Here is a 26,429-nt window from a genome sequence, read left to right as displayed (position 1 = left end):
AACGATTCTCATCGATCGATCAATCAGTGGTGACCGCGTGCACCGGAATGTCGGCGAAGCCGTCGGCGATGCGGGCCCGCCCGCCGAGCGCCGCGATCTCCATGATCACCGCGACACCCGTCACCTCGGCGCCGGCGCGACGCAGCAGTTCGGCCGCCGCCACCACGGTGCCACCGGTGGCGAGGACGTCGTCGACGAGCAGCACCCGCGATCCGGTGATGTCGATTCCGCTCGCCGGGATCTCCAGTCGCGCGCTGCCGTATTCGAGGTCGTAGTCGATCGAGTACACCGGTGGCGGGAGTTTGCCGCCCTTGCGGACGGCGAGGATTCCGACGCCCAGTTCTCGCGCGACGGCCCCGCCGAGCAGGAAGCCGCGGGCGTCGATGCCCGCCACCAGGTCGACCGACCCGCAGCCGTGGGTCAGCGCGGTCACGATCGCCGACAACCCGTCGGGATCGGCCAGCACCGGCGTCAGATCCTTGAAATCGATTCCCGGCGCCGGGAAGTCGGCCACCATGCGGCCGTGCTCGGCGATCGCGGCCCGCGCCCGGGCCAGGGCGTCGCCAGTCGGGGTATCGGGGGTCGGGGTCTCACTATCGTTGCTCACCGGCTGCGTACCCATCGGTCCATGTTCCATCCCGTTCCGTTTCGTCCCGCACCTGCGACGACGTTGGTGATCTGATCCTTCCAGCCATGCGCGCGGGGAGCAGCGAACAGTGGGATCGACGGCACCTGAGCCCACGCACCGTTCTCGATGGTCCGGACGAGCGCGAGGCGCTCGGATTCGAGATCGGTGACCGCCAAGGCGTCGATCGCATCATTGACCTGCGGGTTCGAGAAGTTCGGCAGATCGAGCGGGTCGTCTCCGCGCAGCTGATAGGCGTCTCGGGTCTCGTCCGCGGCACCCGCCGCGGCGAAGGCGGCGCCGTTGGCCACCACCAGCGCGTCGGCCGACGAGCCGAGTGCTCCGACCCCGGTGGTGTCGGCGCCGACGTCTTTGACGGTGATCCCCGCCGGGGCACATGCGGAGGTAATGGCCGCGACCATCTCTTTCCACCGCTCGGTCGGTGCGGCATATCCGATACGCACCGTCTTGGCCGGGCGGCCACCGGTATCACCGGCCGCCTGGGCCAGCAGGTCACGGGCGCGCGGAAGATCGGGACGCGCGTACTGCGTGCCGAACTCGCCGTTCAGCGATGCGGCCAACTCGTCACCCGGCGCAAGTACCCGCATGTTCCACATCTGGGCGCCGTATCCGAACTGCCGGGCGAGCGCATCGCGCGGCACACAGGAGGCGAATGCCCGTCGCACCCGGACGTCGGAGAACACCCCGCGCCCGGACAACACGAGCCCCTCGACGCCGAGCGCCTGACCGGGGGCACCGACCCGGAGTCCGGCACCGGCGGTGGCCGCGGGCGAGATCGCGCCGGAACGCGTTTCGTCGGCGCCGGCGACGAGGCCCGCGGTGACGTCGGCGACGTCGTAGTCGTCGTTCGCGATGCGTCGCGCGGCATCGCTGCCGCGCCCGAAGATCGCGATCCGTGAGGTGGCCGGCGGATCACCCCACCACTTGTCGTTGGCCACCAGCACCACGCCGCCGGATGCGGAGTAACTCGCGATCTTGTAGGGGCCGGCGGACGGGAAACGCGCGGGGTCGAGGTCTCCGGGGGCGAGATCGAAGCCGGTGTTCCAGGCCTTGGCGATACGCGCGATGGCGGTGCGGTTGCCGGTGCGGATCGGTTCGGCCACGTCGGGGACCCCGGCGGCGCGGGCCACCACCTGCGCCGGCAGTAGCGTGCCGGCGCCGAACAGGGACGCCCAGTCGGAGGGGTCGCGTCCGGCGGCGAAGGTGACGGTTGCCGACTTGTCGCCGGGCGCACAGTCGACGGAGTCGATGTCGCGGTAGCCCGCGGTGGTCGCCGGGGTGAACTGGCCGAATCGTCCACTCATCGCCGCCCAGGCCAGCACGAGGTCGTCGCAATCCATCGCCGTGCCGTCGGAATATGTTGCGCGCGGGTTGAATTGGTACTTCAGGATCAGCCGGTTGCCGGGCTCACGGGTGACGGTGCCGATATCGCGGTCAGGGGTGACCTGTCCGGAATCGCCGAGATAGCTGAAGCCCGAGAGCACGCGGGTGAACGCCATCAATACGCCGTCGGCGTTGCCGTTCTCGGTGTTCGCGTTGTAGCTGCGGATGTCGGCGTCGACGACGTAGTCGATCGTCGGGGGCGCAGCGTCCCGGGAACAGCCGGCGATCAGCCCGGCACCCACCAGCAGGCTCACCACCAGGACCGCGGACCTCATCGCCGGTGTGGTCGTACCATGCCAACACCTGGATTGCCGACCTCTCGATGCCACGACTGCCGAGACTATCGCGCGCGACGCCGTTTCCCGCTCGGTGCCGTCGGGGTGTCGTCCTCGGCTACGCCCCGACCGGTCGACGCCCGCGACGGGCGGCGGCGCGGCGGTGTGCTGCCCGCGTCCGGGTCCTGCCCGGCGGCGATGGCCGCGCGACGGTCGAGCACCCGGGCGGTATGGCGGGCGATCTCACGACGCCGTTCCTTGAGGGTCACCAACAGCGGGGTGGCGAGGAAGATCGACGAGTAGGTGCCCACCACGACGCCGACGAGCTGGATCAGCGCAAGATCCTTCAGCGTGCCGACCCCGAGCAGCCACACGGCGATGACCATCAGCGCGATGATCGGCAACACCGAGATGATCGTGGTGTTGATCGAGCGCATCAGGGTCTGGTTCACCGCGAGGTTGGCCTGCTCGGCATAGGTGCGACGCGACGTCTGCAGCACCGACCGGGTGTTCTCCGAGACCTTGTCGAACACGACGACGGTGTCGTAGAGGGAGAAACCGAGGATCGTCAGCAGACCGATGACGGTCGCCGGGGTGACCTCGAAGCCGACCAGCGAATACACCCCGGCCGTGCAGATGATGTCGAAGAACAGGGTCGCCAGCGCGGCGATCGACATCTCCCGGTCGAAGCGCACCGCGATGTAGACGAAGACGATCACCAGGAACACGGCGAGGGCGAGCAACATCTTCTCGGTGATCTCGCGTCCCCACGTGGAACTCACCTCGGAGATGCTGACGTCGGCGGCCTTGAGTGTCGGCGCATATGCGTCGGTGAGCGCGACGGTCACCGCGCGTGCCTGCTCGGCGCTGAGCGCGTCGGTACGCACCTGCACGGTTTCGCTCGACCCCGATCCGGCGGTCTGCACCGAATCCGGGGCAGTGCCGAGCGCCTTGCCGACGACATTCTCGACGGATTGGCTGGTGATGCCCTGCGACACCGGGATCGAGATCTGAGTGCCGCCCTCGAAATCGATACCGAAGGTGAACTGGCGCACGCCGATCGAGATGATGCCGACCGCGAGGATCAGCGCGGTGACGAGGTACCACATGCGGCGTTTGCCGATGACCTCGAAGGCGCCGGTACCGGTGTAGAGGCGCGAGAGGAACGACCGGGAGGTGTCGGCGTGGAAGTCGGCGTCACTGCCGGCGATCGTCACCGTCGTCGCCGTGCTCGGCTCGTCACCCGTCGTCGTGCTGCCGGTCGATGCGCCGGTGGTCCGATTGCTGCCGGTCATTTCGCCGATCCCTTCGTCGGACCAGAGGGGGTCGAGTCGGTCGATGTAGCGCCGGTCGATGCAGTGGTCGTCGTGGACGAACTGAGGTTCGACACCCGTTCGGCCCGTGAGGTTCTGCGCGCTCGCGCCACCTCGCTGACCGCCCCGAGTCCGTTGACCCGCGGCCGCGACAGGAACTCCGAGCGGCTGGCGAGCACGACGAGCGGATGCGTGACCAGGAACACGACCACGATGTCGAGGATGGTGGTCAGGCCGAGGGTGAAGGCGAAGCCGCGCACCTCGCCGACGGCGAGGATGTAGATGACCGCCGCGGCCAGGAAGCTGACGGCGTTACCCGACCAGATCGTGCGTCGCGCGCTCGCCCAGCCGCGCGGGACCGCGGACCGGAAACTTCGTCCCTCACGCATCTCGTCCTTGATGCGTTCGAAGTACACGACGAACGAGTCGGCGGTCATACCTATACCGATGATCAGACCGGCGATACCGGCCAGATCCAGGGTGAACCCGATCCAGCGGCCGAGCAGCACGATGATGCCGTAGACCATCGCCAGCGACAGCAGCAGCGACGCCACGGTGAGGAAGCCGAGCATGCGGTAGTAGGCCAACGCGTAGATCAGCACCGCGATCAATCCGATCGCCCCGGCCAGGAGGCCGGCCCGCAGCGAGGACAGACCCAGCGTGGCCGAGACGGTTTCGGCGTCGGAGGTGGAGAACGACAGTGGCAACGAGCCGTACTTGAGCACGTTGGCGAGGTCGGTGGCCTCGGCTTCGGTGAACGGCGAGCCGGTGATCTGGGTGGCTCCGCTGATTGCCTGGTTGATCACCGGTGCCGACACCACGCGGGTGTCGAGGGTGAATGCGGTCTGCTTGCCGATGTTGTTGGCGGTGTACTCCGGCCAGGTCGTCGCGGCGGCACCCTTGTATTCGAGGCTGACGATCCACTCACCGGTCTGCGGGTCGGTGCCCGCGCTGGCCGATTTCACATCCCGCCCGTCGATGATCTCCGGCCCGAGCAGGTACACCGTCTTGCCGTCGGTGGAGCAGGCGACCAGATACTGCTTCGGGTCGTCGTTGCCGAGTAGGGGGTCGTTGGCGCCGTTGGCGCAGTTCATCTTCGACATGTAGGCCTGCAGCGCCTGGGTGTTGGCGCCTGCGGGAGCCTGCCGGTTCTTCTTCTCCTGGGTGATCTGCCCGGCAACCTGATCGGCGGGGAGTTCGTTGGAGTCCTCGGTGCGCGTGGTGTTGGGCGGCTGCGGCGTCGCCGGTGCCGAGGTCTCGACCGGGCGCACATACAGACGAGCGGTCTGCCCCAGCGATTTCGCCTGGGAGCCGTCCTGTCCGGGCACGGTGATGACCAGGTTGTTCCCGCTGACCACGACCTCCGAGCCGCTCACGCCGAGCCCGTTGACACGCTGCTCGATGATCTGCTTGGCCTGGTTCAACTGATCGCGGGTCGGCGCCTGACCGTTGTCGGTGCGGGCGGTCAACGTCACGCGGGTACCGCCCTGCAGGTCGATGCCCAGCTTCGGTTCGGGCGAGCCGCCACCGGTGAGGAAGACGAGGAGATAGACGAGGGCCAGGAGCGCGACGAACGCCGTCAGCGGCTGCCACGGCGGGATCTCGATCGACGACGAGCGACCCGGCGGGCGTCGCCGGGTGCCCTTCTTCGATCCCCCCGCCGACCGCTTCCGGGTCGATTGGCCCGGCGCCTTCCGACCGCCGGGACCCGCCGTCCCGGTCGAATCGGCGGCAGCTCCCTTCGATTCGGCCCCACGCGAAAAACTCACGTACTCGATCTCCTTTGATGAGCGTCGACCGGCGCACCTGGGCGCACTCGTCGACGCGGACTACGCGGCGCGAACAGCCCGAGGGCCCGATCGCGCGATCGAGTGGCCACTCTACTGCCCCGCCCGCGCACAGCGGCACGCCACCGCCCCCGACGGCCCGGTGTCCATCGGGCCACGGCCCTCCCCTGGTGGGCCGACGGTCGGTCGAGCGGCCTGCGGTCGGTGTCGGGGTGTGTCTACTTGTCCGAGTCGGCCGACGCGTCGCCGCCGGACTTGTCGAGATTCGGCCGATCGGTGGTCACATCGGTGGGGGTGATCGTCTCGGGCGCCTCGTCGATGGACTCGGCGTCGGCCGCGGCGAACGGCGGGGTGTAACCGGGGTAGGTCGCGGCGGCCTCGTCGGTGGGTATCACCCGCATGACGGCCAGGCGGTTCCAGCGGGTGACCAAACCGGTCGCGATCTCGACATCGATGTACTCCGACGAGGTCGCGTCGATCACGGTGCCGAAGAGACCGCTCGACAGCTGGATACGGGTCCCGGTCTGGACGGAGTTCTGCATTTCCTGCGTCTCGGCGGCACGCTTCTTCTGCTTGCGCACCGAGAAGAACATGAAGCCGACCATGAGGACCAGCAGAAGTGGGAGAAACAGAGATTCCATCGAGGTGTCGTCGTCCTTGTCGTATCGAGATCGTCACCCGCGGCGCGACGCTGATGTCACGCTCGGCGGGTCGCCGGTGAGGGGCTCCGGCGAGTCACGCGCCCGCGACCCGTCGCCCCGGGGTGAGGACCACCGGTGACGTCGGCGCCGAGCGCACGCACTCCCTCCAGTGTGCCATGCGAGGCAAGTCCGCTCCCAACGCCGGGAATGTCGGCTTTGCGAGCATACGAGCGACGCTGAGGGTAGGCCCCTGGTCGTCGTGCTCCCCTAGATGTCGTCGAACAACGACGGGCTGCCCATCTCGCGCGGGCGGACCCCGAAGGTCGCGTTGAGAGCACCGGCAGGTGGTGTGAGCCCCAGGTGATACCACGCCGCAGCGGTCGCCACGCGTCCTCGCGGTGTGCGTGCGACCATCCCGGCGCGCACCAGGAACGGTTCGCACACCTCCTCGACGGTCGCCGGTTCCTCACCGACGGCCACCGCCAGTGTCGACACCCCGACCGGCCCGCCGCCGAACGCCCGGATCAACGCGTCGAGGACCGCGCGGTCGAGGCGGTCGAAACCCAGTTCGTCGACGTCGTAGACGGCCAGCGCCGCGCGTGAGATGTCGACGGTGATCACCCCGTCCCCGCGGACCTCGGCGTAGTCACGGACGCGCCGCAACAACCGGTTGGCGATGCGGGGAGTGCCCCGGGAGCGGCTCGCGATCTCCGAGGCGGCGTCGGCCTGCATCTCGATGCCCAGGATGCCCGCCGACCGGCGCAGCACCCGGACCAACTCGCCGGTCTCGTAGAACTCCATGTGCGCGGTGAACCCGAAGCGGTCACGCAGCGGACCGGTCAGCGATCCGGATCGGGTGGTGGCCCCGACCAGCGTGAACGGAGCCACGTCGAGCGGAATCGAGGTCGCTCCGGGCCCCTTGCCGACGACCACGTCGACCCGGAAGTCCTCCATCGCCAGGTACAGCATCTCCTCGGCGGGCCGGGCGATCCGATGGATCTCGTCGATGAAGAGCACGTCGCCTTCGACCAGATTGGACAGCATCGCCGCGAGGTCTCCTGCGCGTTCGAGAGCGGGCCCGGAGGTGACCCGGATCGCCGCACCCATCTCGCCGGCGATGATCATCGCCAGCGACGTCTTGCCCAGACCGGGCGGCCCCGACAACAGGATGTGATCGGGAGTGCTGCCACGTTTCTTGGCGCCGTGCAGCACCAGCTCGAGCTGTTCACACACCCGCGGTTGGCCGATGAACTCGGCGAGCGACCGCGGACGCAACCCGGCGTCGAAGTCCCCATCGGAACGCACCGGGGTGGCGCTGACCTCCCGCTCCTCCTCGAGTCCATCCTCGGTGAGGCGGTCGTCGGGGTTCATGCGGACTTCCCGAGCAGGGCCAGCGACCGGCGCAGCGCCATCGACGCGTCGGCGTCGGGCTGCTCGGCGAGCACCGCGGCCACCGCCTTCTCCGCCGGTGCCGCGGTGAAGCCGAGTCCGACGAGCGCCTCCGCGACCTGACCGGCCACGCCGACCGGCCGCGATCCCGCACCGGTGGCGGCGTCGGCGACCGGCCGATCGACCTTGTCGCGTAGTTCGACGACGAGGCGCTCGGCGACCCGCTTCCCGATACCCGGCACGCTCGTCAGCGCCTTCACGTCGGAATCGGCCAGAGCCCGCCGTAGGGCGTCGGGTTCGAGCACCGCCAGCGTTGCCATCGCCAGCCGTGGACCGACGCCGGTGACCGTCTGCAGCAGGGCGAACAGCGCGCGGGCGTCGGGTTCGGTGAACCCGTACAGCGTCATCGAGTCCTCGCGGACGATCATCGAGGTCAGCAGCGTCATCTCGTCGCCCCGTCGCATTCGCGAGAGCGTGTCGGGGGTCGCCAGCACCCGGTAACCCACCCCGGCACAGTCGATGACGACGTGATCGAGGGCGACCTCGACCACCGGTCCGCGTACCGACGCGATCATGAGCCTGTCCCCTTCCGCCCGGCCGGTACCGTCGCCGATCGCGCCGCGGCGACCCGCTGTCGGTGCACCCGGGCCATCTGTTCGGCGCGCTGTTGAGCCTGCGCCATCCGTTCGATCATCGGTCCCCGCCAGCAATGGCAGATCGCGAGCGCAAGGGCGTCGGCGGCATCGGCCGGACGGGGTTTGGTCTGCATCCCGAGGATACGGGTCACCATGGCGGTGACCTGCGCCTTGTCTGCGCGTCCGCTGCCGGTGACCGCGGCCTTCACCTCCGACGGGGTGTGAAACCGCACCGGCACGTCGCGCTGGCCTGCGGCGAGCGCGATGACCCCGCCGGCCTGCGCGGTCCCCATCGCCGTCGACACCTGGTTCTGGGCGAAGACACGCTCGATCGCCACCACATCGGGCTGGTGGATGTCGAGCCAGTGGCTGGCCGCGGTGTACACCGCCAGCAGGCGCTGGGCGAGTTCCATGTCGGTGGGTGTGCGGACCACATCGACGTCGAGGGCGGTCACACTGCGACCACTCCCCGACTCCACCAGCGCGATCCCGCACCGGGTCAGCCCCGGGTCGACGCCCATCACCCGCACTCGACACTCCTCCTCCGACGGCGAACAGTTGTTCGAGATTCTAGCGACGCCGACCGACAGAGGGTGGGATCGACACGGCAACCCGTGGCGAACGGATCCGGCCGAAGCGTGGAGAATACGGCCGTGCCCGCCTACCGACCGATCGACCCCGAGGGCCTGGTCGTCACGTGCGCCGAGAAGTGCGCGGCGCTGCCCGGTCAGCCGGTGGTGGGGATCGACGGCGCGGTGGCGGCCCGACCCGACCTGGTGGCGCTGCGGGTCGCCGAGGTGCTGCGCTCGCGCGGCCGTGCGGCCGAGGTCGTCCGGGTCGCCGATTACGTCCGGCCGGCCTCGCTACGGCTCGAATGGGGACCGCACGACGCCGAGGCGTTCACGACCTCGTGGTACGACTTCGCGGCGCTGCGCCGTGAGATGCTCGACGGCCTCCGCGACCACCAACGATGGCTACCACGGCTCTGGGATGAGCTCTCCGACAGGTCATTTCGCGATCAACGACGCGAGGCCGCCCCCGGCCAGGTGACCTTGATCGCCGGCGAGATGGTGCTGCGCGACGACCTCGACCTGGATCTGAGGATCGCGCTGCGGATGGGTCGCGCGGCACTGGAACGCAGGACGCCGGCCGACCGACGATGGACGATCGATCCGCTACTCGACCATCAACGCACCGCACCGGACCCCGACGTCGAGATCCGCTACGACCATCCGGACCGGCCGGCGCTGCGGGTTTGAGGCTGAACGATTGACGGCTGCGTTGGCGGGGCCTCAGCTGTCGAGTTCGGCGAGCACCTCGTCGCTGACGTCGACATTGCTGTACACGTTCTGGACGTCGTCGGAATCCTCGAGCGCGTCGATCAGCTTGAACACCTTGCGCGCGCCCTCGGCGTCGACGGGAACCTCCACCGACGCACGGAAGTCCGCCTCGGCCGATTCATAGTCGATGCCGGCTTCCTGCAATGCGGTACGCACCGCGACGAGGTCGGTCGGTTCGCTGACCACCTCAAACGTCTCGCCGAGGTCATTGACCTCCTCGGCGCCGGCGTCGAGCACGGCCATCAGGATGTCGTCCTCGCTCTGACCGTTCTTCTCCAGCGTCACCACACCCTTGCGGGTGAACAGGTAGGCCACCGACCCCGGGTCGGCCATGTTTCCGCCGTTGCGGGTCATCGCGGTCCGTACCTCGCCGGCGGCGCGATTGCGGTTGTCGGTGAGGCACTCGATGAGGATGGCGACACCGTTGGGTCCGTAGCCCTCGTAGGTGATGGTCTGCCAGTCGGCGCCACCGGCCTCTTCGCCGCCGCCCCGCTTGCGGGCCCGCTCGATGTTGTCGTTGGGCACCGACGACTTCTTGGCCTTCTGGATCGCGTCGTAGAGAGTCGGGTTGCCCGCAGGGTCACCACCACCGGTGCGCGCGGCGACCTCGATGTTCTTGATCAGCTTGGCGAACATCTTGCCGCGCTTGGCATCGATGACGGCCTTCTTGTGCTTGGTGGTCGCCCATTTGGAATGGCCGCTCATACGCTGTTACCGATCCTTCCCGTGCACCGGAGGAGCCCCTGCCGGGGAGATCCGGGCATGACTTCTGTGGAACACGTCACTACTCGTCGAACACGTCGGAGATCGATTCTACCGACGCGCCACCCGCCTCAACCGCGCACCATGTCGACGAAGTGCGCGTGCACCCGCCGATCACCGGTCACCTCAGGGTGGAACGAGGTGGCCAGCACGTTGCCCTGCCGCACCGCGACGACCCTCTCGGCGGCCGGACCGCCGGGCACCCGGGCGAGCACCTCCACGTCGGCGCCGACCTTCTCCACCCAGGGCGCGCGGATGAACACCGCGCGCATCGACGGTCCGCCGTCGGTGATGTGCTCGACGTCCAGGTCGGTTTCGAAGGACTCGACCTGACGCCCGAAAGCATTGCGGCGCACCGTGATATCGAGGGCATCGAGATGCCGGGCGTCGGGGCGCGTGTCGAGGATGCGGGAGGCCAGCAGGATCATCCCGGCGCACGAACCGTAGGCGGGCATGCCCTCGGCGAGCCGTTCGCGCAGCGGTTCGAACAACTCGAAGATCCCCAGGAGTTTGCTCATCGTGGTCGACTCGCCACCAGGGATCACCAGACCGTCGACCCGGTCGAGTTCGGTCGGGCGTCGGACTGCGGACGCCTGCGCGCCGGCACCGGTCAGCGCGGCGAGATGCTCGCGGACATCACCTTGGAGCGCGAGTACCCCGATCCGAGGTCGGGCGCCGCTCACCGGTTCTGCCGGGCGTGCTGATCGGCGGGCATCACGCGCCCGGTCCGGCTCAAGCCCTCTTGGGTCACCGCGGCCACCATCCGTCCGGCCCGGTCGAAGATGCGGCCCTGGGTCAGGGTGCGCCCGGCGCCCGCCGACGGCGAGGTCTGGTCGTAGAGCAGCCACTCGTCGGCGCGGAAGCTCCGCATGAACCACATCGCGTGGTCGAGGGACGCCGATTGGGGTTCGACGCCGGGATGGGGCACCTTCGACGACCCCAATAGGGTCATGTCGCTCATGTAGGCCAACGTGCACACGTGGATCGTCTGATCATCCGGCAACGGTTTGCGGTATCGGAACCACACCCGTTGCTGGGCGACGAAGAACGGTGAGGTGACCAGTTTGTCGGCCGGAACGATGCGGATGTCGAAGTTGTCCCACTCCTTGAACACCGCTTTTTCGTCGTCGCCGGCCAGGACGTGCCGGTCGGGCAGGTCCTCGGGGGCCGGTGCGGGCGGAATGGGGTCCTGATGTTCGATGCCTTCGTCGGTGGTGACATGGAACGACGCCGACATCGTGAAGATGGCCTCGCCGTTCTGGATTCCGGTCACGCGACGGGTCACGAAGGAACGGCCGTCACGGATGCGGTCGACGAGGAAGACCGCGGGAATGTCGGGGTTGCCGGGCCGCAGGAAGTACCCGTGCAGCGAATGCACCGAGAACTCGTCGGAGACGGTCCGGGTCGCCGATACCAGCGCCTGGCCGGCAACCTGTCCGCCGAAGGTGCGTTGGAGCTGACTCTCGAAGGCCCCGCCACGATAGATGTCGGTCTCGATGCGCTCGACCCTGAGGACGTCCTCGATCTCTGCCACCCGACCAGTATCCCGTATGCGGTCCGTCGACACTCGAAAGGGCCTGCGCAGACGGTTCGCTGCGCGGTCGCCGTGGGCACCGGGTGCCCGGATTCGTCACAGCTCGTCGAGACGAACCAGACCGTCCTGCACGGCGCGCGCAACGAGGGCCGCCTTGGTCGGCGCGGTGCGGCCGATCTCGGCGTACTTGGCGCGGATACGGGTCAGGTGGGTGTTGACGGTGCCGAGGGAGATGAAGAGCTCTTGGGCCACAGCGGGTTTCGAGTCCACCATCAGCCAGGTGCGCAGCACCTCGATCTCGCGGTTGGTCAGGCTCGGCCGGGGCAGTTCGGGAGCCGCGGCCTCCTCGACGGGCTGCGGCGCCTCGGGCACCAGTCGCATGAGCGGGTTGGTCGGCATCGGCTGCTGACCGGGCAGCGGCATCCGGCGGGCGGCGAGCCGCGCGAGTGCCTCGGTGCGCCGGCGGTCGGCCTCGGCCCGGCGACGAGCGGCCTGGGCGAGCTGATTGGCGGGGATGTGGGAAACGACTGCGGTCATGGTGTCCTCCTGGATTCGCGTCATGCGTTGGGCTCCGTTGCCCCGATGCAGAAGACGTTATGAGCGATCCGACGAGAGGTCGATGGGGAGAACTCCCCTGCCCATGGGTAGAACTACCCATGAAATAAGTGCAGGTCAGAAGGGGTAAATCGGAGCCGATGGGGAGTTGTCGACACGACTACCCATGCGTCGTTCCCCAGGAAGGGGGAACGGGCCCCGACATCAGCTCGCGGCGTTGCGCGCAGCCTCGGCGTCGATCAGCGGGAGATCCTCACGCGTGACGATGCGGGAGGCGACCGCGTACTCGACCAGGCGGGCCCGACGATTGCTGGCGAGTTTGCCGCCTCCGGCGCGCATGCCGCTGACCCCGAGTTGATCGAGCTTGTCGCAGACGTTGTCGAGCTTGCGGTTGAACTTCGTCAGCGGCCACCCCAGCCGGGCGGCCGCCTTCGCCGACGACGGGATCGCGCTGGCCCCGGTGCCCTCACGGCGCAGGATCTCTTCCGCGAGCACGACGATGAGCAGCTTTTGGCTCTCGGTGAGCATCGGGACGCCCTGAGTGGTCCGGCCGCCGACGAAGGACTGCTCGGTGAGTGGGCGCACCTGTGGGGCCGTGGCGTAGACGCTGAGTTCGTAGGTGGTCGGGCCGGCGGTGAACACGATCGTCGTCTCGCCGAACACCAGCGGCATACGAGCACCCGGTCCGAGGGTCGCCGAGAACCCGACGTCTCCGGCCGACACGCTCGCCGAGAGGTGGGTGCCCAGGTTGGTGAGCCACCACAGCCCGTTTTCGTTGTGCAACACCAGGAATCGGCGATGCAGATAGGGGTTGTCGTCGACGGAGAGGTCGGCCTCGCGCCCGACGGTGAATCGTCGGTCACCCATCAACGGATAGCGCTCACCGCAGTATTCGACGTAGGTCATCCCCGGGGGCACCGGAGTGCTCCCCGAATGCTCCGACCCCGGATGTCCCGGTTCAGGAATCATTCATCCGACCCCGATCACTTCTCCGGCGTGGGCTCCGCGTCGCCCCCGTCGGTTGCGGTCCCGTCGGCCACGGTCGTCTCGTCCGCTGTTGCTTCGGCGTCCTCGGCCCCTGCCTCATCGGCCCCTGCGCCGGCGGTCCCTGCGTCAGAGCCCGTTGCTCCGTCGATGGCGGTGCCGTCCACCCCAGCACCGTCCACCACAGCGCCGTCCGCATCACCGTTGACGGCGGGCATCCGGATGGTCGGAACCGATTCGTGGACCTCGACGACGATGACGGTCACGTTGTCGTGAGCGCCGAGTTCGAGTGCGGCGTCGACGAGTTGGTCTGCGGCGTCGACCACTCCGTCGGCGTCACCGAGGATGCGGGCGATCTCGTCGTCGGGCAGTTCCCCGGTCAAACCGTCCGAGCACATGAGCAGGATGTCGCCCGGTAACGCGACGGTGCTGAAGTAGTCGGCGACGGGTTCGATCATGCCCGCGCCGAGCGCTCGGGTGATCACGTTGCGACGCGGATCGGTGCGGGCGTCCTCGGGAGTGAGGAACCCGGCGTCGATGAAGTCCTGGACCTGCGAGTGATCGCGGGTCAGTTGCTGCAGGGTGCCGTGCTGGAAGCGATAGGTGCGCGAATCACCGATGTTGAGGATCAGCCAATGCGGCTCCCCCTCGACGGTGACGAGCACCGCTCCGGTCGTCGTGGTTCCCGCGCGGCGCTCCGAGGAGGTCTCGATGTCGGAGATCCGGGCCTGCGCCTCGTCGAGGAGGTCGATGAGGGCCTTCTGCGTCTCGATCAGCTCGCCGGCACTCGTGGCAGCCGACAGCGTCAGCAGCGCCGCCTCACTGGCGAGTTCCCCGCTGTCGTGCCCGCCCATACCGTCGGCCAGCAGGTACTTTCCCGGCATGGCCAGAGCAGCGTCCTCGTTGGTCTCACGCACCCGGCCGACGCTGCAACGCACCGCCCACTCCAGACGCAGATCCTCCACGAAGTGGGTGCCCGAGGTCGCCTCGTCGCGGACGATGCTCACCGAATCCATGGTCAGCAGATCCTACCGGCGAGACCTCGCCGGACAGCGTCGGACCACACCGGAAAACAGCCGTTCGGTCGACGGATACTCGCGGTCAGGACGGTCACCAACCTCGTTCGGCGAGCCGGTGCGGCGCCGGGATGTCGTCGACGTTGATCCCGACCATCGCCTCACCGAGTCCGCGCGAGACCTTCGCCAGCACGTCGGGGTCGTCGTGGAAGGTCGTCGCCTGCACGATCGCGGCCGCACGCTGCGCCGGGTTGCCGGACTTGAAGATGCCCGATCCGACGAACACGCCCTCGGCGCCGAGTTGCATCATCATCGCCGCATCGGCCGGGGTCGCGATGCCACCGGCAGTGAACAAGGTGACGGGCAGCTTGCCCGCCCGCGCGACCTCGGCAACCAGCTCGTAGGGCGCCTGCAGCTCCTTGGCGGCCACATACAGCTCGTCGGTCGGCAGCGAGGTGAGCCTGCGGATCTCGTCGCGGATCTTGCGCATGTGCGTCGTCGCGTTCGAGACGTCGCCGGTGCCGGCCTCACCCTTGGACCGGATCATCGCCGCTCCCTCGGTGATACGGCGCAGCGCCTCACCGAGATTGGTGGCACCGCAGACGAACGGCACCGTGAACGCCCACTTGTCGATGTGGTTGGCGTAGTCGGCCGGGGTCAGCACCTCGGACTCGTCGACGTAGTCGACGCCGAGGCTCTGCAGGATCTGGGCCTCGACGAAGTGGCCGATACGGGCCTTGGCCATCACGGGGATCGATACCGCGGCGATGATCCCGTCGATCATGTCCGGATCACTCATCCGCGAGACGCCACCCTGGGCACGGATGTCGGCGGGCACACGCTCGAGCGCCATCACCGCGACCGCGCCGGCGTCCTCGGCGATCTTGGCCTGATCGGGGGTGACCACGTCCATGATCACGCCGCCCTTGAGCATCTCGGCCATGCCCCGCTTCACCCGCGCGGTGCCCTGTCCGGACTCGGGGGTGCCGTGGTGTCCGTTGATCGCGGACGTCGCATCAGACCCGGGGGTGGTCCCGGACTGGGGTTGGCTCACTGGAGGTCTCCTGGTTCGCGGTTCTTCGAGTCTCGGCGACGGCGCAGCCCTCGGCTGCGCAGCGCGTCCCACCAGGATAGGTGAGGTGTCCGGCGCACTCGCCACACACCTCGGTTTGGCCGACTCCGCTCAGTCGGCGGTGCCGGGGGTCACCCGCTCGACGATCTCGAAGTACTCGGGTCGCTGTGCGCGTCCGCCCAGGCGCAACAACCGCACCAGGAAGCGGTCGGCCAGGCTGAGGGTGTCGCGGACGGCGTCGTTGTAGAAGCGGCGGGCCATCATCACCCGGGTCTCGGCGTCGGCCAATTCGGCGATCAGTCCGGGTGGACGGACCGACGGGTCCACCCTGCTCAGCGCCGTGGACAAAGCATTCTCGGCATCCTCGCGGGAGGCGCGCGGAGCGTGCTCGGCGGCGTCGGCACAGGCGGCGAGGTGCCGTGCGGCGGTGGCGATCTCCGGATCACCGGAGTCCTCCATCCACGCGGTGAGTACCCGCACCACCACGGTTCGACGCTCCAGTGCCGCCTCCAGCGCCTGCCAGGCGAGGTCGACGCGGACGTTGAGCCGGTCGAGCCGATTCGCGCGACTGTAGGCCCAGGCACCGATGATCACCAGGATCGCCACGATGATCACGACCACCACGATCGTCAACGCCGACATCTCCTCCACCCCCTCGGTTCGTGCGGCACGACGTCAGTCCGACACCACGACCGGGCCGGCACCGACGGTGACGGTCTCGTACACGCGCATGATCTGATCGGCGACCCGCGACCAGTCGTAGCGGGCCGCGCGGGCACGTGCGGCCCGCACCTGGTCGGCGCGGGCGTCGTCGTCGGCGAGTAGTTCGATCAGTCCCGACGCCAGTTCGTCGGCGGCGCCGACCGTGAACAGCCGGCCCGCCCGGCCGTCGTCGAGCACGCGCCGGAACGCGTCGAGTTTGCTGGCGATCACCGCCGCGCCGGCGGCCATGGCCTCGACGAGCACGATGCCGAAGCTCTCGCCGCCGAGGTTCGGAGCGCAGTACACCTCGGCCGAGGCCAGCGCGCGGGCCTTCGTGGCGTCGTCGACCTGACCGAGGAACACGAGGTGGTCGGCGAGATCTCCGGCGCGACGCCGCAACGCTTTCTGGTTACCACCGCCGACCACGAGAACCCGCAGGTCGCCGAATCGCTCCACCACCGTGGGCAGTGCGCGCATGAGGATGTCGATGCCCTTGCGGGGCTCGTCGTAGCGACCGAGGAACAGCACCGTACGCCCCGGCCACGGATAGCCGTCGAGGGGTTCGGCGTCGGCGAACGATCTGACGTTGATGCCGTTGGGGATCTCCACCGCGTCGGAACCCAGCGACTCCATCTGCCATCGTCGTGCCAGTTCACTGACCGCGATCTTACCCGAGATGCGCTCGTGATAGGGCCGCAGCATGCCTTGGAAAGTGCTGAGCCACAACGATTTCGACGTAGATGTGTGGAATGTCGTGACGATCGGCCCGGAGGCCACCATCAGTGCCATCATCGACAGGCTCGGCGAATTGGGTTCGTGGACGTGCAACACGTCGAAGTGGTTGTCGGCGATCCAGCGACGCAGTCGTCGATATCCGTTGGGGCTGAAGTTCACCCGCGATACCGAGCCGTTGTAGGGAATGGCGAGCGCCGGGCCGCCGGAGACGACGTAGTCGGGTAGGTCGGTGTCACCGTCGGCGGGGGCGATCACGCTGACATGGTGTCCGCGTTCGATGAACACCGCGGCGAGTTCGGCGACGTGCGCCTGCACTCCGCCGGGGACGGAGAACGAGTACGGGCACACCATGCCGATCCTCATGTGCTCTCCCCGGCCCCGTGCACCCGATCACGCTGGCGCTCCGACCAGTCGGCTTCCCACAGGGGCTGCAGCATGTGCCAGTCGGCGGGGTGTGCGGCGATGTTCTGGGCGAAGGTGTCGGCGAGCGCCTGGGTCGCGGCCTCGACACCGACGGATACGTCGATCTCGTTGCTGACGGTGATCTGCGAGCCGGGCGCGTCGGTGAACCAGTGGTGCACCGGCAACAAGCCGGCTCCGGTCTCGATGGCCAGCCGCGCCGAGCCCGCAGGCATGCGGGTGCGTTCGCCGAAGAAGGTGACCGGGACGCCGTGGCGCGCGATGTCGCGTTCGCCGAGCAGGCACACGATTCCGCCGGCGCGAAGGCGCTCGGCCAACAGGCCGAACGGTGGCTGCTCGCCGCCGGAGAGCGGAAAGATCTCGAATCCCAACGACTCCCGGTAGTCGACGAACCGACGGAACAGCGATTCCGGTTTGAGTCGTTCGGCGACGGTGGCGAAACTCCCGCGGTTCTGCACCAGCCAGACGCCCGCCATGTCCCAGTTGCCCGAGTGCGGCAGCGCCAGGACCACACCCTTGCCGCGGTCGAGAGCCGCATCGAGTCGTGCCTGATCAGGGGGTGGGACGACGACGGTCTCGGCGGTGGCCGCCAGGTCCTGCGCGGGCAGACGGAAGGCCTCGTACCAATACCGCGCATAGGAGCGCATCGCATCGGCGACGAGGTCGTCGGGGACCTGGGCGCCGGTGGTGCCGAGGACCCGGGCGAGATTGCGGCGCAACTGCTCCGGTCCGCCATTGCGGCGCCCGGCGAAGGCACCGGCCCGGTCGAAGGCGGCGCGCGCCGGTCCGTCCGGAGCATGGCGGACACCGGCCCACCCGGCCCGATAGCCGAGGTCGGCGGCACCCGCGGACAGCCGCTCGAGCGCCGACCCCACCCTCGTCGACCCGCTCACCGGGCGTCCGCGCCGGGTTCGGTTCCGGCCCCGTCCGGCCCGTCGGAATCGGCGGCTGCCGCGGCCATCGGGATCAGTTCACGCGCGCCGGGTGACGCCGCGATCGACCACATGCGCTGACCGACGGTGATGACCGAGCCGACCGCGAGCAACCACATCGCAACATGGATGGCCCACCACAGACCCAGCCCGGTCAATCCGGCCCCGACGAGCACGATGATGAGCCGGTCGGGTCGCTCGATGAGACCGCCGTCGCCGTCGAGGCCGGCAGCTTCGGCGCGGGCCTTCGCATACGAGATGACCTGAGAGGTCACCAAACAGATCAGGGTGGCGACGAAGAGCAGCTGGTGCGGGTGGGTCCAGGCACACCACCAGGCCAGTCCGGCGAAGATCGCGCCGTCGGCGATCCGGTCGCAGGTCGCGTCGAGCACCGACCCGAAACGGGTGCCACCACCGCGGGCTCGCGCCATCGCACCGTCGAGCATGTCGAACATCACGAACAGCCAGATGACCATCGTGCCCCAGAACAACTGCCCCATCGGGAACAGCGTCAGCGCCGCGGCCACCGAGGCCACGGTGCCGATGAGCGTCATCATGTCGGGGGTGAGTCCGGTGCGCAGCAACGCCCGCCCGATGGGCAGCGTCACCTTCGACACCGACGCGCGGCCCCGGATGCTCAGCACCGATGCGCTCCTTCTCCCCGATCGAGATTCACCGCTCGCCCCGCCCCTCGCCGAGCCCTTGACCTGCACCGAACCGTTCCCACGCCTCCGCGAGGAGGTGACGGGTATCGCGCAGCAATTGCGGCATGACCTTCGCGCCGCCGACCACCGTGATGAAGTTCGCATCCCCCACCCAGCGCGGAACGATGTGCTGGTGCAGGTGTTCGGCCAACGATCCCCCCGCGGCGTAACCGAGGTTCAAACCGACGTTGAACGCGTTGGGGTTCGAGACCGACTTGATGGTGCGGATCATCCGCTGGGTGAAGGCCATCAGCTCGGCCGACTCCCCCGGCGTCAACGCCTCCAGGTCGGCGACCTGCCGATACGGCACGACCATCGTGTGCCCGGGGTTGTACGGGTACAGGTTGAGCACCGCGTAGACGTGCTCACCGCGCGCGACGATCAACCCGTCCTCGTCGGTCATCGTCGGGATGTCGAGGAACGGATGCCCGGTGGACTTGGTCGCCGGCGGGTCGGCGGTGATGTAGGTCATCCGATGCGGACTCCACAACCGCTGCAACCGATCCGGATCGCCGGTGCCGCAGTCCCGGATCTGCTCGTCGGTGCTCTGCTCGTTGGCGCTCGGCTGGTCGGCTCCCCGGTCCTCAGCCATCGTGGTCCCCACCCGCCCCGGCGGCGATGAGCTCACTGGTCGGCGAATAGTTGCGACGGGCGCCGATCCACTCGGTGATCGTCTCGACCGCTTGCGCCGTGGGCACGCCGTTGACCTGGGTTCCGTCGCGGAAGCGGAAACTCACCGCGCCTGCGGCGACATCGCGTTCGCCCGCGAGCAGCATGAACGGCACCTTTCCGGTGGTGTGGGTGCGGATCTTCTTCTGCATGCGGTCGTCAGAATAGTCGACCTCCGCGCGGATTCCGCGTTTCTTGAGGTCGTCGACGACGCCTTGCAGATGATCGGCGAAGGTGTCGGCGACCGGGATGCCGACCACCTGTACCGGCGACAACCACGCCGGGAACGCGCCGGCGTAGTGCTCGGTCAGCACGCCGAAGAACCGTTCGATCGAGCCGAACAACGCGCGGTGGATCATCACGGGCTGGTGTTTGGCGCCGTCACCGCCGGTGAATTCGAGGTCGAAGCGCGCGGGCTGATTGAAGTCGAGCTGGATGGTCGACATCTGCCAGTTGCGGCCCAGCGCGTCCTTGACCTGCACGGAGATCTTCGGACCGTAGAACGCGGCGCCGCCCGGGTCGGGTACGAGATCCAGACCCGACTCACGCGCCACCTCGGCGAGGGTGTTGGTCGCGATCTCCCACGATTCGTCATCGCCGACGTACTTCTTGGGGTCCTTGGTCGAGAGCTCGAGGTAGTAGTCGTCGAGTCCGTAGTCGGCCAGCAGGTCCAGGACGAAGGTCAGCAGGGACCGGAGTTCGTCGCGCATCTGCTCGCGTGTGCAGTAGATGTGCGCATCGTCCTGCGTCATGCCGCGCACACGGGTGAGCCCGTGCACGACGCCGGACTTCTCGTAGCGGTAGACCGAGCCGAACTCGAAGAGCCGCAACGGCAATTCCCGATACGAGCGGCCCCGGGACCGGAAGATCAGGTTGTGCATCGGGCAGTTCATCGGCTTGAGGTAGTAGTCCTGCGCCGGTTTGCGCACCGTGCCGTCGTCGTTGAACTCGGCGTCGAGTTGCATCGGCGGGAACATGCCGTCGGCGTACCACTCGAGGTGCCCGGATACCTCGTAGAGATGCGATTTGGTGATGTGCGGGGTGTTGACGAACTCGTAGCCCTCTTCGGTGTGGCGTTTGCGCGAGTAGTCCTCGAGTTCCTTGCGGATGATCCCACCCTTGGGGTGGAAGACCGGGAGGCCGGAACCGAGCTCATCGGGGAAGCTGAACAGGTCGAGTTCGGCGCCGAGCTTGCGGTGATCGCGTTTCTCGGCCTCGGCGAGCAACTCCAGGTACGCCTCCTGCGCCTCCGCCGATTCCCATGCGGTGCCGTAGATGCGCTGCAGGTCGGCGTTGTCCTGATCGCCGCGCCAGTAGGCCGCCGAGCTGCGGGTGAGCTTGAACGCCGCGATGTACTTGGTGGTCGGCACGTGCGGACCACGGCAGAGATCGCACCAGATGCGTTCTCCGGTGCGGGGATTGAGGTTGTCGTAGGCGGTGAGTTCGGCGCCGCCGACCTCCATCACCTCACTGTCGGCGGCCGCGCCCTTGTCGTCGATGAGTTCGAGCTTGAACGGCTCGTTCGCCAGTTCCATCCGGGCCTCATCCTTGGAGGCGTAGACCCGACGCGAAAACCGTTGGCCCGACTTGATGATCTGCTTCATCTTCTTCTCGAGGGCGGCGAGATCCTCGGGGGTGAACGGCTCGGCGACGTCGAAGTCGTAGTAGAAGCCGTCCTTGATGGGCGGACCGATGCCGAGTTTGGCGTCGGGGAACAGTTCCTGCACGGCCTGCGCGAGGACGTGGGCGGTCGAATGCCGGATCACGCTGCGACCGGCCTCGGTGTCGGCGGCGACGGGCTCGACGTCGGTGTCGAGTTCCGGGATCCACGACAGATCGCGCAGGTCGCCGGCCGCGTCGCGGACGACGACGATCGCCTGCGGCCCCTTGTTGGGCAGGTCGTGCTCACGCAGCGCGGTGCCCGCGGTGGTCCCAGCAGGCACACGGATCGTGGCTGGGTGACTCACCTTGAGATCGTCGGGCACGGCGAACGCTCCTCACACATGTGGCGGCACCGGTCGCCGGTGCCGCCGAATTTTCGATTTCGTGGTCGATCGTATCCGCGCCGGGTACGCGGGCGTGCCGGAGGATGGGCCGCGCGTCACAGGATCGGGCTCTCGGCCCAATCGGCGTGGACGTCGAACCATCCCGCGACCGTTCCGAACACGCCCAGCACCCACAGTGAGGCCAGCACCACCACACACGTGGCCAGCCCGAACATCCCCTGCACCGACCAGTGCCGGCGCTTCATCCACTCCAGCCAGGCGTCATAGCGGCCGCGGGCGAAGCGCAGCAACCGATGCGCCCACTCGAACTCCGACGCGAGGATGCCCAGACCGAGGAAGACGATGAGCCAACCGGGCCCGGGGTACGGGATGGCGACGATTCCGCCGGCGAGAACGATCGCGCCAACCACGCCGACGCCGATCCGGTAGGTCAGATTCAGTCGGGGGTCGCGCCGGACGATGTAGCGGCGTTGCCGTCCCCAGATGCGAAGTCGTTCCCACGCCCGCACTGTCGACTCCCGTCCTGCTCTGGTCGATCCCGATTGTCGGTTCGATCCGTGTGATCGCCGGAGTCGTCCGGCGTGCCGCCAGGATACCGATCGATGTCGGGTTAGTCGGATACCGAGCGTCGGGAGAGGCCGACGACAAGCGTCACCGCAATGGTGACGAGCAGCACCGCGACGTAGGCACCCGAATAGAAGACGACGGCCGCACCGTCGTACCAATGCACGTTCGGCCAGCGCGGCATCATGAACACGCCGATCGCGATGGCGTGATCGGAACTCTGATAGCGCCCGCTGGTCCACCAGTTGTACGACCAGGCGAACGTGGCGAGAACCAACGCGACCGGCAGGACCCACCACCACAGGCGCCGGCGGTCGGCGAGAGTGCCTCGGTAGGCCACGTCGATCGCGACGATCAGCAACGGCACGAACCACACCCAGTGGTGGCCCCACGAGAACGGCGATGCCGCCGCCGCGGTCATGCCGGTGATGGTGACCGACAACAACCGCCAGCCCCGGCGATAGGCGAGGACCGCAGCGCACAGGCCCACCACCACGACCACCGCGGCGACCGGCACCCACATCCACGCGGGCGCCTCGAACACGGTCCCGCCATCGGGATACGGGTGACGGAAGGAGGTCGCACCGAAGTAGGCGAGCAACTGCGAGAGAAAACCGTTGATCGACTGGTTGGCCGGTGAATCGACGCGACCCACCCGGTCGGCCGACCCGAGGTAGGTGGTCCAGTAGTCGCGGGAGTCGCCCGGAATGACGACGAAGGCAACCGCGACGGTCACCGCGAAGCCCACGACCACCCCGATTGCGGCGCGCCAGCGACGGAGTGCGAGCAGATAGAGAACGAAGAATCCGGGGGTGAGCTTGATTCCCGCGGCAATGCCCACCCAGAAGCCCCGGACACGGGAATTCGGCCGGTTCAGGTCACAGAAGACGAGGTCGGCGAGGATCAGGAACATGAGGAACACGTTGATCTGGCCGAGCCAGATCGTCGTGCGCACCGGCTCGAGCGCGGTGACGGCGACGGCCAGCAGCACCGACAACGTCCACAGCCGCGCGTCGGCTCGGTAGCCCAGACTGCGGAACCCGAGGAGCACGGTGATCACCAGGACGACGCCGATTGCCGCCCACCACAACAGTTTTGCGCCTGCAAAACCGATGAGGGACAGCGGCGCGAAGATCACCGCGGCGAACGGCGGATAGGTGAAGTCCAGATCGGAGATCAGCGAGTGGTGATACAACGGCGCCGAGGTGAGCACGGTGTGCCCACCGGCGCGATAGACGCGCAGATCCACTCCGTTGTGCAGCAGGCCGTAGAAGGGATTGTGCATCGGGATGACGGTGATCTGCCAGACGAACACCGCGATGGCCGCAATTGCGGCAAGCCCGACCAGCCCCCACCCGACGGAGCGGGGTTGCCGCCCGACGAGGGTCGCGCTGCTCGGCATGGGTAACACCGTACGACGATCCTCGGTCGATCAGAGGACTGCGTGGCCGACACGCCGACGATGTGAGCGGGTTACGTATTCAGGCGAAACGGTGGATCTCGCCGCCCGTACCGTACGGCGACCATCCGGGATCGCCCGAGGTGGCGAACCGCACCCACGTGGCGTGCATGTCGTCGGCGATCTTCTGGTCGGGTTCGGGGCCGACGAGCGCGTGCGCCTCGTCGAGGTGATCGAAGACGAACGGGATCTCGACCGCGTGCCCGGCGCGGATGTCACCTTGCGGGCTCTCGTATCCGAACTCGTAGAGATGGGTGGAGGCCCGGTCTCCCTGAGCACTGCCGCGCACCTCGGCGAGAGTGGTGGTCGGGCCGGAGAACGCGGCCCGGCTCAGGGCCTCGCTCAGCGCGTCGCCGGCGCTGACGCCCGCGTCGAGGCGGTCCCGCAGGAACTCGGCACCACCGTCGGTCGAGCCGAGCATCGCCGCCGCCCCCTCCTCCGTGACCGCCGACGCCCCACCGGTGGCCACCATGAAAAACCGGAACTCGTCGGCGTTCCAGCCGGCCAGCAACGGCACCGAGGCGCCGGCCCCGGCCGCGATGGCGTCGACCGGCCGGGCGGTGAGCACGTCGCCGTCGATCACCGGGAACTGCGACATGATGCCGAGGCCGACCTTCACGATCGACTCGCCCCACACCTGCGGATCGGGGGCCAGCATGAGTTCGAGTGCAACCTGGGTCTGCGCCTTGAGCAGCTCGTCGCCGGAGACCTGACCGAGTGCGTCGGCGGTGGCGTCCACGCGCAGCAGCGCCGCGAGCCGGTCGGTGACCTTGCGCGCGTCGGCGGGGTCGGCGGCCGCATTGCCGTTGCCGCTCTCCATGATCGCCCGTCCGAACAATCCGTCCGCGCGCGGCGAGGACAGCAGCGAGGCGACGCTCATGGCGCCGGCGGACTCGCCGAAGACGGTGATGTTGTCGGGGTCGCCGCCGAATGCGGAGATGTTCTCCCGCACCCAACGCAGCGCGGCGATCTGATCGAGCAGTCCGCGGTTCTCCGGAGCGCCCGCGACCGAGGCGAATCCCGGTGTGCCGAGCCGATAATTGATGCCGACGCAGACGACGCCGTCGCGGGCGAAGGTGTCCCCGGCGTACATCGTGATCCGGTTGGAACCACGGGTGAAAGCACCCCCATGAATCCACACCATCACCGGCAGCCCGGCGCCGCCCGGATCCGGGGTCCAGACGTTCAGGTTCAGGTAGTCGTCGCCATCGACGATGACGTTGTCGAGCAGTGCGGCGATTGGCGCGGGGTACGGCGCCTGTGGTGCGGTCGGGCCGTAGGCGGTGGCATCCCGAACCCCGTCCCACGACGGTGCAGGCTTGGGTGCGGCAAACGCATCGGGCCCGACCGGCGGTGCGGCGTAAGGGATTCCGAGGAATGCGGAGATCCCATCGGTGGTGCTGCCGGAGAGTGCGCCGCCGGCGATCGAGACGACGGGGGCGTGAACATCAGCGCGGGTCATACCCGCCGACGCTACGCCGCCGCCCCGTGAAATCGGCGGACATCGCGGGGAGCCCTCCGGATCTCGGCAAGTGCCGGTCAGGCCAGGAGCGCCCTACTCCGCGCGGCAATCACCTGAAGTGTCCTCTCCGTAGCGGCAACATCACCGGCGTCCAGCCCTTCCCAGATGGACGCGGTGACCTCGGCGATCTCGCGGAGCTTCTCGGCGACCAGCGCGCGACCTCGAGCCGACGCTGTGTTGCCGGCCACGAGACCGCGGCCTGCGAGCGCTTCAACGAGCTCTCGCGCGTCGGCAAGGTGCGTCTTGTGCGCCACCAGTGCCCCCAGATCGCCACCGGCATCGTTACCAACTGCCAGGCGCAGCACAACCCACTCGGGTTCGCTGAGGCCGGTTCCCTGGAGTATGCGCCGCAGCACTGCATTCAGCCCCTTCTCGGTCTCACCGATCAGTTGTGGTCCCAGAGGGGTCATCGAACTCTCCTTCTCGATATTCGTTGGTGGAACCAACATACATTTCGTTGGCGGAGCCAACAAGGGTCTAGGCTGATCCGATGTCGATCAGCCGCATCGAGAAGACCCCGACCTGGCTGCTGGCCCGCGCCAGCAGCAGCGCGCACAAGAAGCTGTCGGCGGCGTTCACGCCCTGGCAGCTTCGCCCGGTGCACTTTCGGGTGCTCGCAGCCCTACACGAGCTTGGCGAGATGACCCAGGCCGACCTGGGCCGCCGACTCGACCTGGACCGCAAGGATGTGGCAACCTGCGTGGACCTCCTGACGTCGCGGTCTCTTGTGAGCCGCCACGCAGACCCGCGCGACGCCAGGCGAAAGATCGTCGGCCTCGACGATCCCGGCCGCCGATTGCTACCTCGCCTATGTGCAGCGCTCAATAGCGTCCAGCAAGAGGTGCTCGCGCCGTTGTCTCCTCGTGAGGCCACCGAGTTGTTGAGGTTGCTGGTGAAGATGAGCGAGTGCTGACAAGTCGTGCCGGGCATCCGGTCACAGGAGACGACACCCTGGTGTAACCGAGTGACCGTGCCGAACAGCAATCGATGGAGACGCTGCTGACCAATGGTGGTCGGGGGCCATGCCCCGCGAATCGTCCACCAGCATTCGCGTTCATTGCATAGTGGTCTCCACCACCGACCTCGACCACCCCTGCGTTTCTACCGGGACACGTTGCGGGTGGTGGTTGACGGCGCCACCGACTTCGTAACGTCCTCCATGCCGGTGATCTGCAGGTGATGCTGCACGAGCATCCGGTGGAGCGTGGTGATGGCTGCGGCAGCGATCACCTTCGCGATCGACGACCTCGACGCCACCGTGGCAGCGTGGCAGCGTGGAACACGCAAGGCAATCGAGTGATCGACCCGCCGAGCAACCAACCCTGGAGTGAACTGGCAAAGCCGTCATGCGCGACGCCGACGGCCACGTCGTCTGCTGGTTCAG

The 26,429-nt window shown here is 68.1% G+C and carries 27 protein-coding genes; 2 read left to right on the top strand and 25 right to left on the bottom strand.

Going from position 1 to position 26,429, the window contains the following annotated elements; all coding sequences use genetic code 11:
- Positions 1 to 19 precede the first annotated feature (19 nt).
- The 8 genes from J6U32_RS15245 to ruvC form a co-directional block, all read right to left on the bottom strand.
- Entirely contained in the window at positions 20 to 622 is a 603-nt protein-coding gene (locus J6U32_RS15245) for an adenine phosphoribosyltransferase (protein ID WP_208791074.1), read from the bottom strand.
- Positions 604 to 2,304, bottom strand: a complete 1,701-nt coding sequence (locus J6U32_RS15240) for an ABC transporter substrate-binding protein (protein WP_208791073.1) — start codon at positions 2,302 to 2,304, stop codon at positions 604 to 606. Before J6U32_RS15240 ends, J6U32_RS15245 begins: the two co-directional genes overlap by 19 nt.
- 65 nt (positions 2,305 to 2,369) lie before the next feature.
- Positions 2,370 to 3,599 carry a protein translocase subunit SecF gene (gene secF, locus J6U32_RS15235; protein ID WP_208791072.1) on the bottom strand — a complete coding sequence of 410 codons (1,230 nt, stop codon included), beginning with the start codon at positions 3,597 to 3,599 and terminating at the stop codon, positions 2,370 to 2,372.
- A complete protein-coding gene (gene secD, locus J6U32_RS15230) occupies positions 3,596 to 5,386 on the bottom strand; it encodes a protein translocase subunit SecD (RefSeq protein ID WP_208791071.1) in 1,791 nt (596 codons plus the stop codon). Before secD ends, secF begins: the two co-directional genes overlap by 4 nt.
- 236 nt (positions 5,387 to 5,622) lie before the next feature.
- Positions 5,623 to 6,045, bottom strand: coding sequence for a preprotein translocase subunit YajC (gene yajC / locus J6U32_RS15225; protein ID WP_208791070.1), 423 nt, complete (start codon positions 6,043 to 6,045; stop codon positions 5,623 to 5,625).
- Between the two features lie 267 nt (positions 6,046 to 6,312).
- The gene (gene ruvB / locus J6U32_RS15220) at positions 6,313 to 7,416 is read right to left on the bottom strand and encodes a Holliday junction branch migration DNA helicase RuvB (RefSeq protein WP_208791069.1); all 1,104 of its coding nucleotides are present in this window, start codon (positions 7,414 to 7,416) and stop codon (positions 6,313 to 6,315) included.
- Positions 7,413 to 8,009 carry a Holliday junction branch migration protein RuvA gene (gene ruvA / locus J6U32_RS15215; RefSeq protein WP_208791068.1) on the bottom strand — a complete coding sequence of 199 codons (597 nt, stop codon included), beginning with the start codon at positions 8,007 to 8,009 and terminating at the stop codon, positions 7,413 to 7,415. Before ruvA ends, ruvB begins: the two co-directional genes overlap by 4 nt.
- Positions 8,006 to 8,599, bottom strand: coding sequence for a crossover junction endodeoxyribonuclease RuvC (gene ruvC, locus J6U32_RS15210; protein WP_208791067.1), 594 nt, complete (start codon positions 8,597 to 8,599; stop codon positions 8,006 to 8,008). The genes ruvA and ruvC overlap by 4 nt, the downstream gene beginning before the upstream one ends.
- Positions 8,600 to 8,707: 108 nt before the next feature.
- Between ruvC and J6U32_RS15205 the strand changes: the two genes are divergently transcribed.
- Positions 8,708 to 9,328, top strand: coding sequence for a hypothetical protein (locus J6U32_RS15205; RefSeq protein ID WP_208791066.1), 621 nt, complete (start codon positions 8,708 to 8,710; stop codon positions 9,326 to 9,328).
- A gap of 33 nt (positions 9,329 to 9,361) precedes the next feature.
- On the opposite strand, the gene J6U32_RS15200 is transcribed toward J6U32_RS15205, so the two are convergent.
- The 17 genes from J6U32_RS15200 to J6U32_RS15120 all read right to left on the bottom strand — a co-directional run bounded on the left by J6U32_RS15200 (position 9,362) and on the right by J6U32_RS15120 (position 25,455).
- Positions 9,362 to 10,114 carry a YebC/PmpR family DNA-binding transcriptional regulator gene (locus tag J6U32_RS15200; RefSeq protein WP_006370213.1) on the bottom strand — a complete coding sequence of 251 codons (753 nt, stop codon included), beginning with the start codon at positions 10,112 to 10,114 and terminating at the stop codon, positions 9,362 to 9,364.
- Positions 10,115 to 10,242: 128 nt separating this feature from the next.
- Positions 10,243 to 10,854: a pyridoxal 5'-phosphate synthase glutaminase subunit PdxT gene (pdxT, locus tag J6U32_RS15195; protein ID WP_208791065.1), complete on the bottom strand. Its 612-nt coding sequence runs from the start codon at positions 10,852 to 10,854 to the stop codon at positions 10,243 to 10,245.
- Entirely contained in the window at positions 10,851 to 11,705 is an 855-nt protein-coding gene (locus J6U32_RS15190; RefSeq protein WP_208791064.1) for an acyl-CoA thioesterase, read from the bottom strand. Before J6U32_RS15190 ends, pdxT begins: the two co-directional genes overlap by 4 nt.
- Positions 11,706 to 11,801: 96 nt before the next feature.
- On the bottom strand, positions 11,802 to 12,266 hold the full coding sequence (locus J6U32_RS15185) for a response regulator transcription factor (protein ID WP_425324136.1): 465 nt from the start codon (positions 12,264 to 12,266) through the stop codon (positions 11,802 to 11,804).
- Positions 12,267 to 12,464: 198 nt separating this feature from the next.
- A complete protein-coding gene (locus J6U32_RS15180; protein WP_425324135.1) occupies positions 12,465 to 13,229 on the bottom strand; it encodes a hypothetical protein in 765 nt (254 codons plus the stop codon).
- Positions 13,230 to 13,243: 14 nt separating this feature from the next.
- Positions 13,244 to 14,260 carry a PP2C family protein-serine/threonine phosphatase gene (locus tag J6U32_RS15175; protein ID WP_208791062.1) on the bottom strand — a complete coding sequence of 339 codons (1,017 nt, stop codon included), beginning with the start codon at positions 14,258 to 14,260 and terminating at the stop codon, positions 13,244 to 13,246.
- A gap of 94 nt (positions 14,261 to 14,354) precedes the next feature.
- Complete coding sequence (pdxS, locus tag J6U32_RS15170) at positions 14,355 to 15,314, bottom strand: pyridoxal 5'-phosphate synthase lyase subunit PdxS (RefSeq protein ID WP_208791061.1); 960 nt, start codon at positions 15,312 to 15,314, stop codon at positions 14,355 to 14,357.
- Positions 15,315 to 15,443: 129 nt separating this feature from the next.
- A complete protein-coding gene (locus tag J6U32_RS15165) occupies positions 15,444 to 15,983 on the bottom strand; it encodes an NUDIX hydrolase (protein ID WP_079929584.1) in 540 nt (179 codons plus the stop codon).
- A gap of 24 nt (positions 15,984 to 16,007) precedes the next feature.
- On the bottom strand, positions 16,008 to 17,132 hold the full coding sequence (locus J6U32_RS15160) for a glycosyltransferase family 4 protein (RefSeq protein WP_208791060.1): 1,125 nt from the start codon (positions 17,130 to 17,132) through the stop codon (positions 16,008 to 16,010).
- Positions 17,129 to 18,064 (bottom strand): phosphatidylinositol mannoside acyltransferase, encoded by a 936-nt coding sequence (locus J6U32_RS15155; protein WP_208796149.1) that lies wholly within the window; start codon positions 18,062 to 18,064, stop codon positions 17,129 to 17,131. Before J6U32_RS15155 ends, J6U32_RS15160 begins: the two co-directional genes overlap by 4 nt.
- Before the next feature lie 14 nt (positions 18,065 to 18,078).
- Positions 18,079 to 18,765 (bottom strand): phosphatidylinositol phosphate synthase, encoded by a 687-nt coding sequence (pgsA, locus tag J6U32_RS15150; RefSeq protein ID WP_208791059.1) that lies wholly within the window; start codon positions 18,763 to 18,765, stop codon positions 18,079 to 18,081.
- Between the two features lie 28 nt (positions 18,766 to 18,793).
- On the bottom strand, positions 18,794 to 19,417 hold the full coding sequence (locus J6U32_RS15145) for an HIT family protein (RefSeq protein WP_079929581.1): 624 nt from the start codon (positions 19,415 to 19,417) through the stop codon (positions 18,794 to 18,796).
- Positions 19,410 to 21,479 carry a threonine--tRNA ligase gene (gene thrS, locus J6U32_RS15140; RefSeq protein WP_208791058.1) on the bottom strand — a complete coding sequence of 690 codons (2,070 nt, stop codon included), beginning with the start codon at positions 21,477 to 21,479 and terminating at the stop codon, positions 19,410 to 19,412. The genes J6U32_RS15145 and thrS overlap by 8 nt, the downstream gene beginning before the upstream one ends.
- A gap of 116 nt (positions 21,480 to 21,595) precedes the next feature.
- Entirely contained in the window at positions 21,596 to 22,009 is a 414-nt protein-coding gene (locus J6U32_RS15135; RefSeq protein ID WP_208791057.1) for a TIGR02611 family protein, read from the bottom strand.
- 101 nt (positions 22,010 to 22,110) lie between these two features.
- Positions 22,111 to 23,466: a glycosyltransferase 87 family protein gene (locus J6U32_RS15130; RefSeq protein ID WP_244332000.1), complete on the bottom strand. Its 1,356-nt coding sequence runs from the start codon at positions 23,464 to 23,466 to the stop codon at positions 22,111 to 22,113.
- A 79-nt stretch (positions 23,467 to 23,545) separates the two neighbouring features.
- Positions 23,546 to 24,985, bottom strand: a complete 1,440-nt coding sequence (locus J6U32_RS15125; RefSeq protein WP_208791056.1) for a carboxylesterase/lipase family protein — start codon at positions 24,983 to 24,985, stop codon at positions 23,546 to 23,548.
- A gap of 77 nt (positions 24,986 to 25,062) precedes the next feature.
- The gene (locus J6U32_RS15120; protein ID WP_208791055.1) at positions 25,063 to 25,455 is read right to left on the bottom strand and encodes a hypothetical protein; all 393 of its coding nucleotides are present in this window, start codon (positions 25,453 to 25,455) and stop codon (positions 25,063 to 25,065) included.
- An 80-nt stretch (positions 25,456 to 25,535) separates the two neighbouring features.
- Between J6U32_RS15120 and J6U32_RS15115 the strand changes: the two genes are divergently transcribed.
- Positions 25,536 to 25,958, top strand: coding sequence for a MarR family winged helix-turn-helix transcriptional regulator (locus tag J6U32_RS15115; RefSeq protein WP_208791054.1), 423 nt, complete (start codon positions 25,536 to 25,538; stop codon positions 25,956 to 25,958).
- Positions 25,959 to 26,429 lie beyond the last annotated feature (471 nt).

It is taken from the genome of Gordonia polyisoprenivorans, assembly GCF_017654315.1.
In the GTDB taxonomy this organism is placed as follows: domain Bacteria; phylum Actinomycetota; class Actinomycetes; order Mycobacteriales; family Mycobacteriaceae; genus Gordonia; species Gordonia polyisoprenivorans_A.
Note: the sequence above shows the minus strand (reverse complement) of the source record. Positions and strands in the feature narration are given on the sequence as shown.

What these genes read in the sequence shown, in the direction of transcription:
- J6U32_RS15120 (WP_208791055.1), bottom strand. Translation starts at nt 25,455, where the DNA reads ATGACCCCTCTGGGACCACAACTGATCGGTGAGACCGAGAAGGGGCTG.
- secF (WP_208791072.1), bottom strand. Translation starts at nt 3,599, where the DNA reads ATGACCGGCAGCAATCGGACCACCGGCGCATCGACCGGCAGCACGACG.
- J6U32_RS15130 (WP_244332000.1), bottom strand. Translation starts at nt 23,466, where the DNA reads ATGCCGAGCAGCGCGACCCTCGTCGGGCGGCAACCCCGCTCCGTCGGG.
- ruvB (WP_208791069.1), bottom strand. Translation starts at nt 7,416, where the DNA reads ATGAACCCCGACGACCGCCTCACCGAGGATGGACTCGAGGAGGAGCGG.
- ruvA (WP_208791068.1), bottom strand. Translation starts at nt 8,009, where the DNA reads ATGATCGCGTCGGTACGCGGACCGGTGGTCGAGGTCGCCCTCGATCAC.
- J6U32_RS15175 (WP_208791062.1), bottom strand. Translation starts at nt 14,260, where the DNA reads ATGGATTCGGTGAGCATCGTCCGCGACGAGGCGACCTCGGGCACCCAC.
- J6U32_RS15200 (WP_006370213.1), bottom strand. Translation starts at nt 10,114, where the DNA reads ATGAGCGGCCATTCCAAATGGGCGACCACCAAGCACAAGAAGGCCGTC.
- J6U32_RS15160 (WP_208791060.1), bottom strand. Translation starts at nt 17,132, where the DNA reads ATGAGGATCGGCATGGTGTGCCCGTACTCGTTCTCCGTCCCCGGCGGA.
- J6U32_RS15240 (WP_208791073.1), bottom strand. Translation starts at nt 2,304, where the DNA reads ATGAGGTCCGCGGTCCTGGTGGTGAGCCTGCTGGTGGGTGCCGGGCTG.
- J6U32_RS15115 (WP_208791054.1), top strand. Translation starts at nt 25,536, where the DNA reads ATGTCGATCAGCCGCATCGAGAAGACCCCGACCTGGCTGCTGGCCCGC.
- J6U32_RS15145 (WP_079929581.1), bottom strand. Translation starts at nt 19,417, where the DNA reads ATGGCTGAGGACCGGGGAGCCGACCAGCCGAGCGCCAACGAGCAGAGC.
- yajC (WP_208791070.1), bottom strand. Translation starts at nt 6,045, where the DNA reads ATGGAATCTCTGTTTCTCCCACTTCTGCTGGTCCTCATGGTCGGCTTC.
- J6U32_RS15180 (WP_425324135.1), bottom strand. Translation starts at nt 13,229, where the DNA reads ATGATTCCTGAACCGGGACATCCGGGGTCGGAGCATTCGGGGAGCACT.
- J6U32_RS15125 (WP_208791056.1), bottom strand. Translation starts at nt 24,985, where the DNA reads ATGACCCGCGCTGATGTTCACGCCCCCGTCGTCTCGATCGCCGGCGGC.
- J6U32_RS15185 (WP_425324136.1), bottom strand. Translation starts at nt 12,266, where the DNA reads ATGACGCGAATCCAGGAGGACACCATGACCGCAGTCGTTTCCCACATC.
- J6U32_RS15245 (WP_208791074.1), bottom strand. Translation starts at nt 622, where the DNA reads ATGGGTACGCAGCCGGTGAGCAACGATAGTGAGACCCCGACCCCCGAT.